Source organism: Neobacillus phoenicis (genome assembly GCF_047302305.1).
GTDB lineage: Bacteria > Bacillota > Bacilli > Bacillales > Cytobacillaceae > Neobacillus.
The window spans coordinates 3634087-3652360 of record NZ_CP154847.1 but is presented as its reverse complement, the minus strand read 5'-3'; the positions used below and the strand labels follow the sequence as shown (position 1 = coordinate 3652360).

Here is an 18274-nt window from a genome sequence, read left to right as displayed (position 1 = left end):
TAATTATGTAAACTAAAAGTTTTGATTATTTATCCAAAAAGGTGTTACCCTAGTAAGGAAATGGCGAAAGGAGAATTCATACATATGGATAATTTTTTAAATGATGTAGAGATCAAACTTGTCGCGCTCGATATGGATGGTACTCTTTTGAATAAAAAAGGCCAGATTTCTGATACCAACCGCCAGGCGATTAAGGAGGCACAGGAAAAGGGGATAGCTGTTGTATTAAGCACCGGACGCTCCTTTCATACAAGTCGGGAGCATGCCGAATCACTTGAGCTCACCTCATATTTAGTAACAGTTAATGGCAGTGAAATTTGGGATGATAAACGGCAATTAGTGGAAAGAAACCTGGTGAACTCCGAGCTGATCCAATGGATGTGGGAACTAACACAACAACATCAAACCAAGTTTTGGGCAATCAGTACAGAGCGTAGCTGGCATAATGAAATGCCAGAGGACTTACATAGTATCGATTGGTTGAAATTTGGGTTTACTATTGACGATGATGCAACAAGAGAGCTAATTAAACAAGTGCTTGAAGCAAAAGGTGAGTTTGAACTTACCAATTCAACATTAAAAAATATCGAAGTGAATCCGCAGGGGATTAATAAAGCTAAAGGGCTCAGAATGGTCTGCAGCCGCTTGGGCATTGAAATGAAAAATGTTATGGCTGTTGGGGATAGTATGAATGATCTAATGATGATTAAAGAAGCGGGGATCGGCGTTGCAATGGGGAATGCCCAGGACATTGTGAAAGAGTCTGCCGACTGGATTACCTCAACAAACGAAGAAGACGGAGTTGCCAAAGCCATTTATAAATGGGTTCTCTGAAGGAACGGAAGATAAAAACATTACTAGTCGTTCCGATTAATTACACTGCTTTTTCAAGTAAAGAAGGTCGCGTAGAGAAGAGGTCCTATGAGCCCGTAATTTAGATTTTCAAGTAAAAAGGTCGCATAGAGGAGTCCTATAAGCCCGTAATCTTGATTTTCAAGTAAAAAAGGTCGCATAGAGAGGTCCTATGAGCCCGTAATCTTGATTTTCAAGTAAAGGGGTCGAATAGAGGAGTCCTATGAGCCCGTAATCTAGATTTTTAAGTAAAAAAGGTCGCATAGAGAGGTCCTACGAGCCCGGAATCTAGATTTTTAAGTAAAAAAGGTCGCATAGAGAGGTCCTACGAGCCCGTAATCTAGATTTTTAAGTAAAAGGGTCACATAGAGGAGTCCTATGTGACCGTAATCTAGATTTTTAAGTAAAAAAGGTCGCATAGAGAGGTCCTATGAGCTCGAAATCTTGATTTTCTTCCTAACGGGCACTAGTTGCTCCCATCCATTAAATAAAGAATAAAAAAGTAAATAATAATTTTTTTTACATGTGAGTATAAGCTTTAAATTTGCGGGTAAAAATAATCAGGCAAGTATATTGCAATTTCATGTATAAGGTACATGCTAGGAGGCTACAAAGAAATGGAACATGGTAAAGTAAAATGGTTTAACAGTGAAAAAGGATTTGGATTCATTGAGCGTGAAGGTGGAGAGGACGTATTCGTACACTTCTCTGCGATTCAAGGCGAAGGATACAAATCATTGGATGAAGGTCAAGAGGTTACGTTTGAAATTGAAAATGGACAACGTGGACCACAAGCGGTTAACGTTCGTAAATCATAATGACCCACCAATAGAACAGACTCCAAAACGGAGTCTGTTTTTTTATGCAAAAAGGCCTCCACCAACATGGAAGAGGCTCATGAAAAATTTTTTTAACAGTTGCTATTAAATATTTTGTATTTCCTGTACTCTGCCAACTTGTCCATCTGTCAGCCTCACTTTAATCCCATGAGGATGAAAACTGGAATTGGTTAGAATATCCTTTACCACACCGGCAGTTAATTTGCCGCTTCTTTGATCAGCCTTTAGGACAATTTTAACTGCCAAACCTGGATAAATGTCCTTTCGATTTTGGCCGTTAGACACCCATTTTTCTCCGTGAGTTACTTACTTTCTTGGTTTGCTGACTTTTCATTTTTTGCGTCGCATTAGCGTTATTCGATGAGGCATTCCCTGAAGTGGATTTATTCTTTTTATTTAAAAGCTGCTGCTTCATCGCTTCTTGTAAACTGATCTTCTTTTTTGGTTCCTCGGTTTGGTTTGTTTGATTTATTTCACTCATAATAATCCTCCTAAAATATACGTTACCTACAGTATAATCTATTTTTTTCTATATTAATAATGAATCCTCACAGTTGAAAGAATTTTTTAGGACGTTATTTCTTAATTTTGGCATAACGTCCCATATTTTTAATACCTATGTAGTAGTGGGTACACGTCAACTAATTGATAATCAATATTAGTTTAAAATTATTATAAATTAGTATTGATTTTAATAAGATTTATATTATAATCTAGTTAAGTTCAAAAAATAGTTTACGAGGTGATTAAATGAGTAACAACATTAACAAGCATTTAACAACAGGAAATGGGGCACCAGTTGGTGATAATCAAAATTCTATGACTGCTGGTTCACGCGGCCCAACATTACTTCAAGATGTACATTTACTAGAGAAATTAGCTCACTTCAACCGTGAACGAGTACCTGAGCGTGTGGTTCATGCAAAAGGAGCTGGAGCACATGGCTACTTTGAAGTAACTAATGATATGTCCAAATACACAAAGGCAAAATTGTTCAATGGTGTGGGTAAACAAACTCCAATGTTTATTCGATTCTCAACTGTGGCAGGAGAGCTGGGCTCAGCTGATACAGTTCGTGACCCACGGGGCTTTGCTGTGAAATTTTACACGGAAGAAGGAAACTATGATTTAGTTGGGAACAATACCCCTATCTTCTTTATTCGTGATGCGATAAAATTCCCTGATTTTATTCATACACAAAAAAGAGATCCAAAAACTCATTTGAAAAATCCAAATGCAGTCTGGGATTTCTGGTCATTATCACCAGAATCCTTGCACCAAGTGACGTACTTAATGGGTGATCGTGGATTACCAGCTACACTTCGTCATATGAATGGATACGGGAGCCATACCTTCAAATGGGTAAATCAAGAGGGGGAAGCTGTTTGGGTAAAATATCATTTTAAAGCGGAACAAGGTGTCAAAAACATGTCACCTGAAGTGGCGGCAAAATTAGCAGGTGATCATCCGGATTACCATACGGAGGATTTATATAATGCCATTGAAAATGGAGATTTCCCTGCATGGAGACTCCATGTTCAAATCATGCCATTTGAAGATGCTGAAACGTACCGCTTTGATCCATTTGATGTGACAAAAGTATGGTCACACAAGGATTATCCACTAATTGAGGTAGGTCGTATGGTCCTAAATCGCAACCCTGAAAACTACTTTGCAGAAGTAGAGCAGGCAACGTTCTCTCCTGGAACAATGGTTCCTGGTATCGAAGCATCACCAGATAAAATGCTTCAGGGTCGTATTTTTGCGTATTCTGATGCACATCGCTACCGTGTAGGACCAAACCATAATTTACTTCCAATTAACCGTCCGAAGACAGAGGTAAATAACTATCAACGTGATGGTGCGATGCGTTTTGATAATAATGGAGGAGGCTCTGTTTACTACGAGCCAAACAGCTTCGGGGGACCAAAAGAAGCACCGGAACATAAACAGACTGCATTCCAGGTATCAGGTGTAGCTGAGCAGGTAGCCTATGATCAAAATGATCATTATACGCAGGCTGGTGACCTGTACCGCTTAATGTCCGAAGAAGAAAGAGCACGACTCGTTGAAACCATTGTTGGCGCAATGAAGCCAGTGGAAAGAGACGATATTAAACTCCGTCAAATTCAGCATTTTTATAAAGCAGATCCAGAGTATGGTGAAAGAATAGCTAAGGGATTGAATTTAGCTATTCCCCAAGGAGTAAAATAAAACAGCAAGACAATCAAACAAGCAAAGGCCGTTCAAAAAGTTGAACGGTCTTTTTTCATGGTATTATAGATAGTAAAATAATGGGGGAATTGATATATGAATCAACCAATTGCAATTGTAACCGGAGCTTCAAGTGGTTTTGGACTATTAACAGCTATAGAGTTAGCTAAATCGGGTTTTCAAGTAATCTCAACAATGAGAAATGCAGAAAGAAGTGTGGAGCTATTAAACGAGACAGAAAGACTCTCAATACAATCAAATATAATAGTTCATGAACTAGATGTTACTTCAGAGAGTTCAATTGGAAGATTAGCCGCACTAATTGAACGTGTTGGCAGGGTTGATGTTCTCGTGAATAATGCTGGCTATGCTGCTGCAGGGTTTGTTGAGGAAATTACGATGGAAGAATACCGACAGCAATTTGATACTAATTTTTTTGGAGTCATAGCAGTAACTAAGACCGTTCTACCTTTTATGCGCAAGCAAGGGGAAGGTAAAATTATTAATGTCAGTAGCATTAGTGGGAAAATTGCTTTTCCGGGACTTTCGCCCTACGTAGCTTCCAAACATGCATTGGAAGGTTGGAGTGAAAGCCTTCGCTTAGAATTAGTTCCGTTTGGCATTGATGTTGTCTTGATTGAGCCAGGATCGTATAAGACTAATATCTGGTCCACAGGAAAGCAAGTGACCACATTATCGTTACAAACAGAATCTCCTTACTATGAATATATGAAGAAAATTGAAGACTACATCCAATTGGGTGAAGGAAACTTCGGTGACCCTAAGGAAGTGGCAGAAAAAATAGCAAGAATCTCAATAGGCGGTCGATCTAATTTAAGATTTCCAATTGGTAAAGGAGTAAAAACAACTCTTTTCTTTAAAAACATAATCCCATGGAAACAATGGGAAAAAATCTTCATAAAAAAATTACATAATTAAGTTGCACTACAAAAAACTTACATTTTCTACACATTTCGACAATGTTTTTAAATTTCCCCTATTAAACTAGTTCTTAGTGACTAGGAGGGGAAAAAGTGTTAGTAAAAAGAATATTCATTACCGTTTTAACTTTGCTATTAATAACACAGGGGGGCATCAAATCAACAGGAAAGGCAGAGGAAAACCAGCCCATAACTGACCTTCAGGCTGATCTAGCCCAATACATAAAGCCGTACCAAGGAAAAGTGACCCTTCGTTATCAAAATCTTGTTACAAATGAAGGCTATTCATTAAATAGCAATACGGAAGTGCCAGCTGCGAGTACCATCAAGCTTCCGTTAGCCTTATTCGTGATGAAGCTTGCTGATGAGGGTCAGATTGACTTAAACGAGACATTAACTTATCAAAGCCGGCATTATTATGGCGGCAGTGGTGTCATCCAGAATGACAAGGTGGGTTCGGTCTATACTATTGATGAACTTGTCGAAAAAGCGTTGATTTATAGTGATAATATTGCATTTATTATGTTGAAAGAGCGGGTAAGACCCAATCAGTTTGTTTCATTTTTAAAAAGCCTCGGAGCTGAGTATGCCTATCCAGGTGGCAGGAATACGACCTCAGCTGACGATTTAACTCTATATACAGAGGAACTGTATCGATACGCAAACCAAAGCGTCAATGGGAAAAAGCTTGTCCAGTACCTAGAACATACTGTTTATAACACAACTATTCCACAGGGTATAAAGGATGTGCCGGTTGCCCATAAAGTTGGAATGATTCCAATGAATTTAATTTATAACGATGCTGCAATTGTTTTTGCTGATGAACCGTATACCTTAGCTATCACGACAAGAGGGATTGCCTATGAAAGATCACAAGAGGTGATCGCTGAAATTGCCTCAATTATAAACAATCATCATCAGTTGATTGCAAAAGAGAGAAGTGAAAAGCTGGCTATAACCGCAGAAGCTAAAATTGGCAACATACCATTGTCTTTTGAAAAAGGATCCTTTTATTATGATTATTTAGAAAGAAAAATGTTTGGGAATTTGTATAACGCTTCTAGTGATAATGGGTATTTTGGAGGTTATTCATCCTACCAGCAGCTTGTAGCTATTCAAATTGAAACGAAGAAACTTCGCGCACCCTTTGTTATTGATAATTTTACAATTAATTGGAAATAATAGGTGTATTAAGAGTGCGAAGGAGCATCCTGGTGAATCTGAATGTAATATACGGGGCCATTTATATTTTTTCAGCAATCAAATGGGGAAATTGGAAAAACTGGAAAGCCTTTTATCCCACCTTTCTCTTTTTAATGGTAGGTGATTTGGTCTATCAATATTTGTTCTATAAGCATAGTATGTGGGAATATGTGCCTGTAGGAAGTGATAAAGGTTGGGCTAAACATACTCATATAGCCTTTTTGGTGATGTTAATAAAATATCCAATAACAGTTAGCATCTTTCTTGGTCATATGCCGAAGCCATTCCTTAAGAAGATAGCCAATATCGGATTGTGGACCATAATATATACAATAAATGAATACGTTGATTTAAAACTAGGTGCATTAATTCATAAAAATGGTTGGAATTTAGGGTGGTCAGCTTTTTTTAGCTTCGTCATGTTTTCCGTTCTGGTGATTCATTACTATAAACCATTACTTGCATGGATTCTTTCAGCGATATATGCTGCTTTTCTCTGGAATGCTTTTGATATCTCATCAAGTATTTTAAAATAATGACACTGTCAAAACAGCCTTCATATAAGGTTGTTTTTATTTGGCTTTAAAAATAACTCAGAAGTCGAAATATTTTTGCAGGACTTTAAGGGATATTCTTAGAATAATAGAAATATGATGGAACAAAGGGGGGATTAGCTTGGGGATCCAAGTAATTGAAAAAGAAGAAATTAAGGTAGTCGGAATTTCGTGGACAGGTACTTACTCAGAAGTAAGTACAATCCCGAGTCTCTTTAACAAAATGGAATCACGTTTGCAAGAAGTACCTTATCAGACAAAAGAGCCTGTTCTCATTGCACCTTTTCATAGCAGGGAAACGGAGTTCACCTATTACGTCACTACCCCTGTAGATAAGCTTGACTCGATCCCGGAAGGAATGGTTGGATTTACGATTCCTAGTAAAAATTATGTATACACTACCCATAAAGGAAAACCAGAGGAAGTAGAACATACATACCTTCGATTATTCAATTGGATGAAAGAATATGGATATGAGCAGGATCACCATGCGTTAAGTTTAGAAGTTTATAAAGAAGAGCATAAACATCAAAATGCGGTAGGAGATCTTCATTTTGAAATTTATTTACCAATCAAGACATATAAGGAATAGAAAGCGGCCTAGTTAGGGCCGTTTTTTTGTATGAAAATTTAAAAGGCGTTTTCCTTTACTGTTTGAATTAAGTATAATAACATTTAATATATCTAAATAATTCCTTCGGGGTCAGGTGAAATTCCTAACCGGCGGTGATGAAGCCATGCTTCTTAGTCCGTGACCCGGTTATCCGCTTGGATAAACGGTGGATCTGGTGAAACTCCAGGGCCGACAGTTAAAGTCTGGATGGGAGAAGGAAAAACGAGGTTTATGGGTAGGGTGAAGTATACCTATTTTTAAGCTTTTATTTCCTAATGTCTTTTTAACGACCCTGAAGAATAATTTTCTTCAGGGTCTTTTTTAATCCTTTTCAAAGGAGTAGAAAAAAATGAACGATAAATTTTACATGAATCTAGCTTTAAATCTTGCCAAAGGAACTCTAGGTCAAACTACTCCAAACCCTGTGGTAGGCGCTGTGCTCGTGAAGGACGGCCAAATTATCGGAATGGGTGCCCATTTAAAAGCAGGTGAACCACATGCAGAAGTACATGCCATTCAAATGGCTGGTGAAAAAGCGAAGGATGCTACCTTGTATGTAACACTTGAGCCGTGTAGTCATCATGGAAAAACACCACCCTGTAGTGACTTGGTGATTAGGACTGGGGTGAGGAAAGTATTTGTGGCAACAACTGACCCAAATCCACAAGTGGCAGGAACAGGTATTGAGCGAATCAAGAAGGCAGGAATTGAAGTGGAGGTGGGTTTACTCCAAGAGGAAGCTCGTGAGCTGAATAAAGTCTTTTTTTATAACATTCAAACAGGTCTGCCGTATGTCACATTAAAATCGGCGGCAAGTTTAGATGGGAAAACTGCAACAGTAACTGGTGAAAGTATGTGGATTACCGGTGAAAAAGCAAGAGCCGATGTTCATCAGTACCGCCATCTGCATGATGGGATATTAGTTGGTGTTAATACCGTAATAAAGGACAATCCATCCTTAACAACAAGAATGTCTTCCGGTGGCAAAAATCCAATCCGTATTATTCTTGACACTCATTTAAGAATGCCTCTAAATGCCAAGGTTATTACTGATCAGCAAGCACCGACTTGGATTGTGACAGGGAATGATGTAGCCAAGGAGCAAATCAAACTTTTCATGGAATGGGGCGTTGAAATAATCCAAATGGAAACGACCCACATACGTATAAAGGATTTACTTGGTATTCTCGGAAAAAGGGGATTGACTTCACTTTTTGTTGAAGGTGGCGCTGAAGTACATGGAAGCTTTTTGAAGGAACGATCTTTTCAACAGATTATTACTTATATTGCACCCAAATTGATTGGCGGAAAAACGGCGCCAACTTTATTTGGTGGACATGGGATCGAAAAAATTGCTGAAGCCGTTTCATTGAACATTAAACAAGTAGATCGAATTGGCGATGATATCAGAATCATTGCAGAACCTATGTAAGGAGAAGAAACTAGTATGTTTACCGGGATCATTGAAGAAATAGGAAGCATTGCCAATATGCAAAGAACGGGTGAATCGTTTGTTCTTACGATTGAAGCAAAAAGGATACTTGAAGATGTTCACCTTGGTGACAGTATTGCTGTCAACGGAGTATGTCTTACCGTCACTTCTTTTTCAGGGAAGCATTTTACAGTTGATGTAATGCCTGAAACGGTGAAAGCGACGAGCTTACATACAATAAAGCGTGGTTCAAAAGTAAATTTGGAGAGAGCGATGGCTGCAGGGGGAAGATTTGGAGGTCACTTTGTTTCTGGGCATATTGATGGAACTGGGGTCATTAAAAGGAAACAGGCGCTTGAGAATGCGGTTTATTATGAAATTGAAGCAGACCCAGACTTGCTGCGATATGTCATATTAAAGGGATCGGTTGCCGTAGATGGGACAAGTTTAACCGTCTTTGCAGTAACGGAGAACAGCTTTACTTTATCGTTAATACCTCATACATTAGCTGAAACAGTATTAGGATTAAAGGGCTCCGGGGACATAGTGAACCTCGAATGCGATATGATTGGAAAATATGTTGGGCATTTTTTAACAAACCTTTCAAATGATAATAAGCAAAAGAGCCAAAAAGGAATAACTGCTAATTTTTTAGAAGAAAATGGATTTTATTAAAATATTTTCGTTTGGAACGGCTATGGGTTAAGTGATAAAAAAGGAGTGGTTTGGCATGTTTAATACGATCGAGGAAGCTTTATCGGATCTGAAAGAGGGCAAGGTTATCATTGTTTGTGATGATGAGGATAGAGAAAATGAAGGGGACTTTATTGCCCTAGCTGAAAAAACTACCCCATCTGTTATTAATTTTATGGTCACTCACGGCAGAGGGCTGGTATGTGTACCGATAGAAGAAGAGTTAGCGCAAAAATTGGATTTAATACCCATGGTTTCTAAAAACACGGATCCTCACGGAACTGCCTTTACAGTCAGTATTGATCATAAGTTTTCAACGACAGGGATTTCTGCTTATGAAAGGTCAGCCACTGTCTTAAGCATGCTTGATCCTGAAGCAAAAGCAAGTGATTTTAAAAGACCTGGTCATATCTTCCCGTTAATCGCAAAAAAAGGTGGAGTCTTGCGACGGACAGGACACACTGAGGCAGCTGTAGATTTAGCTAGATTGTGCGGCTCTAAGCCTGCGGGGGTCATTTGTGAAATCATGAATGAAGATGGGACTATGGCACGTGTTCCTCAGCTTAGAAAAATAGCAGATGAGCTAAACTTAAAAATGATTACTATTAAAGACTTGATTGAATATCGAAACAAAAAGGATAACTTAGTCAAACGTGAGGTGGAAATCAATTTGCCTACAGAATTTGGCACCTTTAAAGCTGTAGGGTATTCCAATCTTGTTGATGATAAAGAACATGTTGCATTAGTGAAGGGGGAAATCGACCCTGATACACCTGTTCTTGTCAGAGTTCATTCAGAATGTTTAACAGGAGATGTTTTTGGTTCCTACCGCTGTGATTGCGGGCCACAGCTTCATGCAGCCTTAAGTCAAATCAATCAAGCGGGAAATGGCGTGCTTTTGTACATGCGCCAGGAAGGACGCGGAATCGGCCTGTTAAATAAAATGAGAGCGTATAAGCTGCAAGAAGAAGGCTATGATACCGTTGAAGCGAATGAAAAGCTTGGCTTTGGAGCTGATTTAAGGGAATACGGCATCGGGGCTCAAATCTTGAAGGACTTAGGCATTAAGAAAATGATGCTGTTAACGAACAATCCCCGTAAAATTAAAGGTTTGAAGGGCTACGACCTCGAAGTAATTGAGCGAGTGCCACTGCAGATGGAAATGAGAAAAGAAAACGCCAATTATTTACGAACAAAGCATGATAAATTAGGGCACATGTTTCATTATTAATATAGACTGTGTTAAAGAACATTGTTAATTTCTATACTCTGTTGATTGGAGTGGAAGGCGCAAAGACTCCTGCGGGAGTAGCGGTCTCGGGAGACCCCGCAGGAGGAACGACGAGGAGGCTCCCGGAACGCCCCGCGGAAAGCGAAGTGTGCCTGGAACGGAAATCAACAGACCACTTTAACAAAGCCTTAATATAAAGACAAAAATATAATTATTTGGAGGCATACACATGGGACACACATTTGAAGGAAATTTAGTAGGATCAGGATTAAAAGTTGGAATCGTGGTTGGACGATTTAATGAATTTATTACCAGCAAATTATTAGGCGGAGCACAAGATGCGCTAAAAAGACATGGTGTTGAAGAAGCAAACGTTGATATCGCTTGGGTGCCAGGTGCATTTGAAATCCCGTTAATTGCTCAAAAAATGGCGAATAGTAAAAAATATGATGCAGTAATCACGCTTGGTACCGTTATCCGTGGCTCAACGCCTCACTTTGATTATGTTTGTAATGAAGCAGCTAAAGGTGTTTCAGCGACTGCATTAACTACTGGCATTCCAGTTATTTTTGGGGTGTTAACAACAGACTCCATTGAACAAGCTATTGAGCGTGCGGGAACAAAAGCAGGCAATAAGGGCTGGGATGCTGCTGTCTCTGCCATCGAAATGGCTAATTTATGTAGAAATATTGAGCAATAAGAAAGCAGACATCTGATGAAGTTTGGGTTTGATATCGATGATACATTAATAAATCTAAGAGAGCATGCCTTTCATTTGTATAATAAAAAATTACAGAAGGCTGTTCCTATTGAAGCTTACCATAGCTTAACAACTCTTGAAATCCATGAGCCTTTCGGGTTAAGTGATCAAGAAGGGAGCAGGATGTGGCATGATTCCTTGGAGGAGATTTATTACACAGACTGTTCACCGTTTCCACATGCCGTTGAGGTTCTGAACGAGCTTAAACTTGAAGGACATGAGATTTATTATATTACCTCAAGACCAGTGGAGCATTGTGAACGTACGAGAAACTGGCTAGTAAAAGCTGGTTTTCCCGTCGATGAACATTCTTTTTATTGCGGGATGAAGGATTCAGAAAAGATTAACATCATTCAAGATTTAGGGTTAGATTATTATTTTGACGACAAACCCGCAGTATTGGGGACTCTTATGGAGTCAGGATCAAAAGTATTAATGAAAAACAGCTCTTACAACCTACACATTCAACTGCCAAGAATTCATTGTTGGTCAGAGCTGAAGAAAATTCTACTTGAAGATAAAAAATAGGAGAAGGCTATGTGTGCCTTCTCCTATTTTTTATGGAAAACGACTAATATTTTTACAATTGAATTCCAATTTTTAATTAATTCCTGCTAAAATTACAAATTGTAGTGTAAAATTACACAATAAATTTAAAGTTTAAATTTTTTATCAGCGAATTTTCTGGGTTTATCAGCGAATCTAGAAATTTATCAGCGAATTTTCAACTGTTATCAGCGGATTTAAGAATTTATCAGCGAATCAAAAAAAGCACCATTATAGATATTAAATATATACAAACCTGACTGTTTTTTACTATAATAGGGTTAACATAAAAAAATAGCTCGGTAAAACAGGTGCTAAGGTCTTTGATAGACTTTAAGCTTAATAGGGAAGTTGGTTTAAAGCCAACGCGGTCCCGCCACTGTAAATGGGAGCAACCTAAATTTGTCACTGTCGATAGATGGGAAGACTTAGGGAGCGATGATCATGAGCCAGGAAACCTGCCTGTTTTTGAACACAACAGCCTACGCGGATAGGAGAGTGTTAAGAATAGAAGCGGTTTCTCGTTTCCTCCTTAACGTACATAACACTCCTCCTCCTTTTAGGGGGATTTTTTTATGTCTATTTAACTAGGAAAGGAAGAGTTTCAAAATGATGAAGAAAAGTAATGTGTGGATGGTCATGCTGCTAATTTTTACTCTATTCACGAGCGGACTACAAGCTCCTGTTCTAGCAGCTGACCAAGGGAAACAAGTGTCCATTACAATTTTGGGTTTGGATGGAGCTGACCCAATCTTAGCAAAATCCTCTGTTCAAATCAGTGATACTGAAACCGCAACAGCAGCGTTAATAGCAGCTGTTGGTGAAAGCAATGTTGAATTTTCTGATACCTCCTATGGGAAAATGCTCACAGGAATTAATGGGGTAAAAGCAGAAGGGACAAATTATTGGGCATTTTTTATCAATGGTGTTGCTGCACAGGTTGGTTCTGACACCTATGTCGTCCAAAATGGTGACCAATTAACGTTCCGTTTGACAGATTGGACAAAAACCCCACAGAATACGGTTTCGCTCAAAGTGGTTAATAGTGATAAAAGTAACGTTACTGATCAATCAGGAATTGAAGTGATTGGAAGTCCAACTGCATTTCAACTATTACAAGTAATTCTTGGCCCTGATAAGGTTGGATACAGTGAAAGCCACTACGGAAAAATGATTACCTCTATTAATGATATACAAGCAGAAGGCACAAATTATTGGGCATTTTACGTAAACGATAAAATGGCTGAGGTTGGAGCGGACAGCTATCAGCTTCAATCAGGAAATCAAATTAGTTTTAAACTTGAATCTTGGGAAGATGGATCAGGTGATGCTAACACTGGAGGAGAAGCAAACCCAAATCCATCTGGTGGAACGGTTTCTGAAAAAACAATTCAAACTTCCGTTGATTCAGCCAGCAAATATGTGTTGCAGAATAATCTAGGCGAATGGGAAGTAATTGCCTTAAAACAAACAGGACAGACAATTCCTGCTACATACATTGCATCAGTAAAATCTCTAGTCAAGGAAAAACAAGGGAAGTTCAATAGAATCACCGATACAGAGCGGTATGTTCTTGGAATTCTTGCAGCAGGTGGAGATCCAACCAACGTAGAAGGATTCAATTTGGTGGAGGCAATTTACAATGGTAATGTGACAAAGCAAGGGTTAATTGGGGTGTCCTATGCACTTATTGCATTAGATAGCGCGGACTTTTCCATTCCTGAATCAGCACAATGGACGAGAGAAAAGTTAGTCAAGCATTTGTTAGATAGACAAAATCAAGATGGCGGCTGGGCATGGGATGAAAGTGCTACCAGCGATATTGATACAACTGCGATGATTTTAACAGCTCTTGCTCCATATAAAGAACAGCCTGAAGTGAAGGGCAAGGTCGATGCTGCCATCCAGTATTTATCAACACAATATCAAGCATCAAAAATAAATAATAGCTCAACAGCAGCCCAGACCATCATTGCCCTGTCAACTTTAGGGGTGGATGCGAAAACAGCTCCATTTACAGGTCTTGTTGAATATTTTCTATCCTTCCAAAATGCCGATGGCGGCTTTGATTGGCAGGGAGGAGACGTAAGTGATGCGTTTACCACTTCACAAGGAATCCAGGCGTTAGCTTCGTATCAGCTGTATACAACAGGAAAAGGCTCCTTATATCAGCTTCCATTAGTTGAACAAAAGCCTGAAACGGAGAAGCCTGAGACTCAAACACCTAGTGAAGAGACACCAGCACAGACAACTCCTAATCAAGATAATGGTAGTAATAGTGTGAAGGGACATACGTTGCCAAATACTGCATCAGATATGTATAACATGCTCGTGGTTGGTCTTTTAATTATTCTAATTGGAAGTCTAGTTTATATGAAGCAAAGAAAAAGATTTTCATAAGTAAAATTTGTCCCCTCCTACTAGTTAGGAGGGGCAACCTAGAGGAGGCGCACCTATGAAAAAATGGATGAAAGGTACAGCATTTCTTAGTCTATTATTCGTTTTGTTCTCCTTAGTTGGATGTGGATCGAATGAACAAACTACGAAGGAAACAAAAAAAGAAGAAAAAACTGTTCAAGTAGAAAAACAAAACGAACCAGAAAAAAAGGAAGAGGCAAAAGCAGAACCGAGTAGTGAACAAAACAAACCTATGGATTCTTCAACGGTTGCTTCTGAAGAAAAAAAGGAAAATCAGTCTACAGAACCAACTAGTACCCCGAAGCAAGCGAGTCAATCTAATCAGCAACAAAATGCTACGACCAAAACAAATACGGCTGCGACTACAAATAAAAGTAGTACTCCGACGACTCCAACCCAAACACAACCGTCGACTACTCCTACATCAAAGCCGAGTACAACCACACCACCAAAGCCAGCCACTACGGTAACGTTATCGATTGTTGGCCCAAAGGATCGAGGCACCATCGTTTCTGCCACAAAAGTTAGTTTTAAAGACGGGGACACGATTTATGATATTATTTTAGCAACAGCTAAAAAACATGGTATCGTGATTGATTCCCGTGGCAGCGGGGCAACTGCATATATCGAAGGAATTGATAATATTTATGAGTTTGATTATGGTCCAAAGAGCGGTTGGGTATTTGAGCAAAATGGAGTTAGTCTTACTAAGAGTATTGGGGTTACAAAAATCAAAGATGGTGATCGGATTGAATGCATCTACACCGAATAACAAAAGGGGGAACGTGGGATGAAAGGGCGTTTTGAACGTTTTCATCCGCTTGTGTCCTTTCTTTTTTATGCAGGAGCCATTTCACTATTAATTCTTATGCTACATCCCATTTTTCTCGGCGCTGCCCTAATAGTAATATTAATGATAAATATAATTCATGATCAGTTAAAGGGACTGCGAAGCTGGTATATTTTTATTATCAGTACCTTCCTGCTCATGCTCATCACAAACCCTTTATTTAATGAAAGAGGACGACATTTGCTGTTTGAGATCAATGAGCATAGGGTGACACTTGAGGCAGTCCTGTATGGTGGGATGAATGCGGCATCTATCATAGGAATTATTGCTTTATTCATTTCATATAACGTAATCATGACGCCTAACAAGCTATTATTTTTGTTTGCAAAAATCCTCCCACAATTTGCTGTTCTTCTTATGTTGACTCTACGGTTTATTCCGTTAATGAGAAGGAGAATGGAGGAAATCTCGATTGTCCAAAGGAGCAAGGGGAATTCTGTGAATCAGGGGAAATGGAAAACCAAAATTAAGATAGGAATGCTTTATGTGCAAACACTGTTAACCTATTCGCTTGAAGAAGCCATTCAAACAGCCGACTCAATGAATGCAAGAGGATACGGTCAAGGTCGCAGGTCTTCCTATGAATATTTTAAGTTTAAGAAAACAGATTTCCTTTCAATTTCTTATTTAGTTGTTCTTTTTTCTATCATTTTATTTGGGCGATTTTCAGGCTTTGGTGTATTAACAATCTATCCAATGATGGAAGCATGGCAGTTTTCTAATATGGATACCTTAGCTTTCCTATGTTATTTTATGTTCTTAAGTTTTCCATTAATAGTAGAAGTAGGTGGGATGGTCCGATGGCGTTTATTGAATTAAATGATGTTACCTTTACGTACCCAGACAGTCCAGAACCAGCCATAAGTAACCTATCACTTACTATTAATAAGGGTGAATTTGTCGTGCTGTTTGGTGCCTCCGGTTCAGGGAAAAGCACACTTTTACAATTATTAAAAAAGGAAATCCAGCCACATGGAACCCTATTAGGGCAGCTTTTGATTAATGGGAAAAATCTTCAGGCGGCTGAGGGCATTTCGCACAAAATCGGCTTTGTCTTTCAAGATCCCGAAAATCAAATGGTTGCGGATGACGTGCTTCATGAATTAGTCTTTGGTCTTGAAAATATCGGACTTTCAACGAATGCAATGAGAAACAGAGTAGCCGAAATGGTTCATTTTTTTGGCGCAGAACCACTGCTTCACAAAAAAGTGCATGAGCTCTCAGGTGGAAAGAAGCAACAAATAAACCTCGCCTCTGTTTTACTTATGCAGCCGGATATTTTGTTGCTCGATGAACCAACTGCGCAACTGGATCCGGTGAGTTCACGGGAATTTTTAGATATATTAAAGAGGCTTAATGATGAATTTGGTATGACAATTATTATTGCCGAACACCGCCTTGAAGAGGTTTTTACCTTGGCAGATCAAATTGTCATGATGGATCAAGGCAGGGTGCAAATCTCAGGTGAGCCGAGGGAAGTCCTACCTGAAATTTGGAAATCAACAAACAAAGCTTTTATTCCTAGTATTCCAGCTTTATTTTTAGAAACGGATGGCAAGGGAATGATGCCTCTTAGTGTTAAGGAAGGTAGGAAATGGGCCCAAAAGTCGGAGTTTCAACCTATTCATTTGGAAAAAAGACCTTCTGTTAATTCGGTTGGCGGTGAATTAATCAAAGGGATTAATATATCATGTCGCTACGATAAAAAGGGAGACCTTATTTTAGACGAGCTTGCGTTAAGTCTACAGAGGGGCGAATTTTATGCTTTGTTGGGTGGAAATGGTTCAGGTAAGTCTACCTTTCTCAAGTCTCTAGCAGGTTTATTGAAGCTGGAAGGCGGAAAAATACTTCTCGAGGGTAAGCCCTTAAAAGGGTATAAAAACAAGGAATTAACAAGGAAAATTGGTTATTTACCCCAAAATCCTAAACTGTTTTTTATTCAGGATACGTTTGAAAAGGAAATTAAGGAAACAATGGCTCGATGGAACGTGACTGACAGTAATGCGGTAGAGACCTTATTAGTCGAGTTAGGGATTGCTCATTTGATATCAAGTCACCCATATGATTTAAGTGGGGGGGAGCTTCAAAAGGCGGCACTTGCGTGTGTATTATTGCGTAAGCCAGAATTACTGTTACTGGATGAACCAACAAAGGGACTAGATCCTATTTCAAAAGAGAACTTAGCAAATATACTTCATGCTTTACGTAGTTCTGGTATGACTATTGTCATGTCTACTCATGATGTGGAATTCGCGGCACAGTACGCAACCAAATGTGGAATGATGTTTCAAGGAAAGATTACCTCTGAGGATGAACCAAGGAAATTCTTTAATGGAAATTTCTTTTATACAACCATGATTCAGCGAATTTTCCGTGATAGACCGACAAATGCCCCGATGACGCTAGAGGAGGTTACTCGTCCATGCGTAACAACAAAGGGCTAGAGACAATCCTCGTCTTATCTACAGTAATGGTTATTTTGGGCTTTACGTATTTTTTTGAGGATGCCTATTTATGGATAAGCTTTGGTTTCGTCTTTCTTGCTATTTTAATTTTTCTCATCCGTTTCGAACGTCGAAAAGTGGAACCTCGTGAGCTTGTTTTATTGGCAGTTTTGGCCTCGATTGCAGCTGTTGGTAGAATTCCGTTTGCGAGCCTCCCAAGTGTTCAGCCAACTACCTTTGTCATTATGATGTCTGGCTTTGTATTCGGTGCGGAAAGCGGGTTGATAATTGGAGCCGTGGCAGCACTTGCTTCTAATATGATTTTGGGTCAAGGTCCATGGACACCATGGCAGATGGCAGCATGGGGCTTAGTAGGGTTAACGGCAGGATGGTTGCGAAACACCACAATAATGACTAAGAAAACAGGACGGATTATTTTTGGTATCGTTTGGGGCTTTTTGTTTGGCTGGGTGATGAATTTATGGGGATTTTTATCAATCGTTCAATCAGGAAGCCCTTTTGAATGGAAGGCATTCATTATTTATTTAATAGGAAGTGCAACTTTCGATACGATGCATGCCGTTTCAAATGTATTCTTTTTACTTTTATTTGGTGAGGTTTGGATCAAAATATTAACCAGGTTCAAGCGAAAATATGGTTTGCTTGAATAACGAAAGAAAATAG

Annotated in this window: 19 protein-coding genes and 2 riboswitches; of the genes, 17 read left to right on the top strand and 2 right to left on the bottom strand. The window is 39.1% G+C overall.

What is annotated here, in order from left to right; genetic code table 11:
* Window positions 1-84 precede the first annotated feature (84 nt).
* Entirely contained in the window at window positions 85-834 is a 750-nt protein-coding gene (locus AA0X95_RS18915) for a Cof-type HAD-IIB family hydrolase (protein ID WP_413300555.1), read from the top strand.
* 635 nt (window positions 835-1469) lie between these two features.
* Entirely contained in the window at window positions 1470-1670 is a 201-nt protein-coding gene (locus AA0X95_RS18910; RefSeq protein WP_307288414.1) for a cold-shock protein, read from the top strand.
* A gap of 105 nt (window positions 1671-1775) precedes the next feature.
* On the opposite strand, the gene AA0X95_RS18905 is transcribed toward AA0X95_RS18910, so the two are convergent.
* Both AA0X95_RS18905 and AA0X95_RS18900 read right to left on the bottom strand, forming a co-directional pair.
* Window positions 1776-1976, bottom strand: a complete 201-nt coding sequence (locus AA0X95_RS18905) for a YwbE family protein (RefSeq protein WP_413300553.1) — start codon at window positions 1974-1976, stop codon at window positions 1776-1778.
* Window positions 1969-2172 (bottom strand): hypothetical protein, encoded by a 204-nt coding sequence (locus AA0X95_RS18900; protein ID WP_413300551.1) that lies wholly within the window; start codon window positions 2170-2172, stop codon window positions 1969-1971. Before AA0X95_RS18900 ends, AA0X95_RS18905 begins: the two co-directional genes overlap by 8 nt.
* Before the next feature lie 269 nt (window positions 2173-2441).
* On the opposite strand from AA0X95_RS18900, the gene katA reads away from it, so the two are divergent.
* The 15 genes from katA to AA0X95_RS18825 all read left to right on the top strand — a co-directional run bounded on the left by katA (window position 2442) and on the right by AA0X95_RS18825 (window position 18261).
* On the top strand, window positions 2442-3905 hold the full coding sequence (gene katA, locus AA0X95_RS18895; protein WP_413300549.1) for a catalase KatA: 1464 nt from the start codon (window positions 2442-2444) through the stop codon (window positions 3903-3905).
* A gap of 96 nt (window positions 3906-4001) precedes the next feature.
* Window positions 4002-4844 carry an oxidoreductase gene (locus AA0X95_RS18890; RefSeq protein WP_413300547.1) on the top strand — a complete coding sequence of 281 codons (843 nt, stop codon included), beginning with the start codon at window positions 4002-4004 and terminating at the stop codon, window positions 4842-4844.
* A gap of 95 nt (window positions 4845-4939) precedes the next feature.
* Window positions 4940-6028: a serine hydrolase gene (locus AA0X95_RS18885; protein WP_413300545.1), complete on the top strand. Its 1089-nt coding sequence runs from the start codon at window positions 4940-4942 to the stop codon at window positions 6026-6028.
* A 32-nt stretch (window positions 6029-6060) separates the two neighbouring features.
* On the top strand, window positions 6061-6585 hold the full coding sequence (locus AA0X95_RS18880; protein WP_413300543.1) for a CBO0543 family protein: 525 nt from the start codon (window positions 6061-6063) through the stop codon (window positions 6583-6585).
* Between the two features lie 139 nt (window positions 6586-6724).
* Complete coding sequence (locus AA0X95_RS18875; RefSeq protein ID WP_413300541.1) at window positions 6725-7195, top strand: GyrI-like domain-containing protein; 471 nt, start codon at window positions 6725-6727, stop codon at window positions 7193-7195.
* A gap of 97 nt (window positions 7196-7292) precedes the next feature.
* Window positions 7293-7439: riboswitch (FMN riboswitch) on the top strand.
* 126 nt (window positions 7440-7565) lie between these two features.
* Complete coding sequence (ribD, locus tag AA0X95_RS18870) at window positions 7566-8648, top strand: bifunctional diaminohydroxyphosphoribosylaminopyrimidine deaminase/5-amino-6-(5-phosphoribosylamino)uracil reductase RibD (protein WP_413300539.1); 1083 nt, start codon at window positions 7566-7568, stop codon at window positions 8646-8648.
* Window positions 8649-8663: 15 nt separating this feature from the next.
* Window positions 8664-9323 carry a riboflavin synthase gene (gene ribE, locus AA0X95_RS18865; RefSeq protein WP_413300537.1) on the top strand — a complete coding sequence of 220 codons (660 nt, stop codon included), beginning with the start codon at window positions 8664-8666 and terminating at the stop codon, window positions 9321-9323.
* Between the two features lie 55 nt (window positions 9324-9378).
* The gene (locus tag AA0X95_RS18860) at window positions 9379-10572 is read left to right on the top strand and encodes a bifunctional 3,4-dihydroxy-2-butanone-4-phosphate synthase/GTP cyclohydrolase II (protein ID WP_413300535.1); all 1194 of its coding nucleotides are present in this window, start codon (window positions 9379-9381) and stop codon (window positions 10570-10572) included.
* A 229-nt stretch (window positions 10573-10801) separates the two neighbouring features.
* Window positions 10802-11272 (top strand): 6,7-dimethyl-8-ribityllumazine synthase, encoded by a 471-nt coding sequence (gene ribE, locus AA0X95_RS18855; protein ID WP_413300533.1) that lies wholly within the window; start codon window positions 10802-10804, stop codon window positions 11270-11272.
* Between the two features lie 15 nt (window positions 11273-11287).
* Window positions 11288-11860: a 5' nucleotidase, NT5C type gene (locus AA0X95_RS18850; protein WP_413300531.1), complete on the top strand. Its 573-nt coding sequence runs from the start codon at window positions 11288-11290 to the stop codon at window positions 11858-11860.
* Between the two features lie 310 nt (window positions 11861-12170).
* Window positions 12171-12359: riboswitch (cobalamin riboswitch) on the top strand.
* Window positions 12360-12487: 128 nt separating this feature from the next.
* Window positions 12488-14278, top strand: a complete 1791-nt coding sequence (locus AA0X95_RS18845; RefSeq protein ID WP_413300529.1) for a DUF4430 domain-containing protein — start codon at window positions 12488-12490, stop codon at window positions 14276-14278.
* A 55-nt stretch (window positions 14279-14333) separates the two neighbouring features.
* Window positions 14334-15068, top strand: a complete 735-nt coding sequence (locus tag AA0X95_RS18840) for a DUF4430 domain-containing protein (protein WP_413300527.1) — start codon at window positions 14334-14336, stop codon at window positions 15066-15068.
* Between the two features lie 18 nt (window positions 15069-15086).
* Window positions 15087-15965, top strand: coding sequence for an energy-coupling factor transporter transmembrane component T (locus AA0X95_RS18835; protein WP_413300525.1), 879 nt, complete (start codon window positions 15087-15089; stop codon window positions 15963-15965).
* Entirely contained in the window at window positions 15947-17590 is a 1644-nt protein-coding gene (locus tag AA0X95_RS18830; protein WP_413300523.1) for an ABC transporter ATP-binding protein, read from the top strand. The genes AA0X95_RS18835 and AA0X95_RS18830 overlap by 19 nt, the downstream gene beginning before the upstream one ends.
* Complete coding sequence (locus AA0X95_RS18825) at window positions 17569-18261, top strand: ECF transporter S component (RefSeq protein ID WP_413300521.1); 693 nt, start codon at window positions 17569-17571, stop codon at window positions 18259-18261. Before AA0X95_RS18830 ends, AA0X95_RS18825 begins: the two co-directional genes overlap by 22 nt.
* Window positions 18262-18274: the final 13 nt, after the last annotated feature.

Excerpts from the sequence above, each read along its gene's own strand:
- AA0X95_RS18915 (WP_413300555.1), top strand. The coding sequence starts at position 85 with ATGGATAATTTTTTAAATGATGTAGAGATCAAACTTGTCGCGCTCGAT.
- AA0X95_RS18910 (WP_307288414.1), top strand. The coding sequence starts at position 1,470 with ATGGAACATGGTAAAGTAAAATGGTTTAACAGTGAAAAAGGATTTGGA.
- AA0X95_RS18900 (WP_413300551.1), bottom strand. The coding sequence starts at position 2,172 with ATGAGTGAAATAAATCAAACAAACCAAACCGAGGAACCAAAAAAGAAG.
- katA (WP_413300549.1), top strand. The coding sequence starts at position 2,442 with ATGAGTAACAACATTAACAAGCATTTAACAACAGGAAATGGGGCACCA.
- AA0X95_RS18890 (WP_413300547.1), top strand. The coding sequence starts at position 4,002 with ATGAATCAACCAATTGCAATTGTAACCGGAGCTTCAAGTGGTTTTGGA.
- ribD (WP_413300539.1), top strand. The coding sequence starts at position 7,566 with ATGAACGATAAATTTTACATGAATCTAGCTTTAAATCTTGCCAAAGGA.
- ribE (WP_413300537.1), top strand. The coding sequence starts at position 8,664 with ATGTTTACCGGGATCATTGAAGAAATAGGAAGCATTGCCAATATGCAA.
- AA0X95_RS18860 (WP_413300535.1), top strand. The coding sequence starts at position 9,379 with ATGTTTAATACGATCGAGGAAGCTTTATCGGATCTGAAAGAGGGCAAG.
- ribE (WP_413300533.1), top strand. The coding sequence starts at position 10,802 with ATGGGACACACATTTGAAGGAAATTTAGTAGGATCAGGATTAAAAGTT.
- AA0X95_RS18850 (WP_413300531.1), top strand. The coding sequence starts at position 11,288 with ATGAAGTTTGGGTTTGATATCGATGATACATTAATAAATCTAAGAGAG.
- AA0X95_RS18845 (WP_413300529.1), top strand. The coding sequence starts at position 12,488 with ATGATGAAGAAAAGTAATGTGTGGATGGTCATGCTGCTAATTTTTACT.
- AA0X95_RS18840 (WP_413300527.1), top strand. The coding sequence starts at position 14,334 with ATGAAAAAATGGATGAAAGGTACAGCATTTCTTAGTCTATTATTCGTT.
- AA0X95_RS18835 (WP_413300525.1), top strand. The coding sequence starts at position 15,087 with ATGAAAGGGCGTTTTGAACGTTTTCATCCGCTTGTGTCCTTTCTTTTT.
- AA0X95_RS18830 (WP_413300523.1), top strand. The coding sequence starts at position 15,947 with ATGGCGTTTATTGAATTAAATGATGTTACCTTTACGTACCCAGACAGT.
- AA0X95_RS18825 (WP_413300521.1), top strand. The coding sequence starts at position 17,569 with ATGCGTAACAACAAAGGGCTAGAGACAATCCTCGTCTTATCTACAGTA.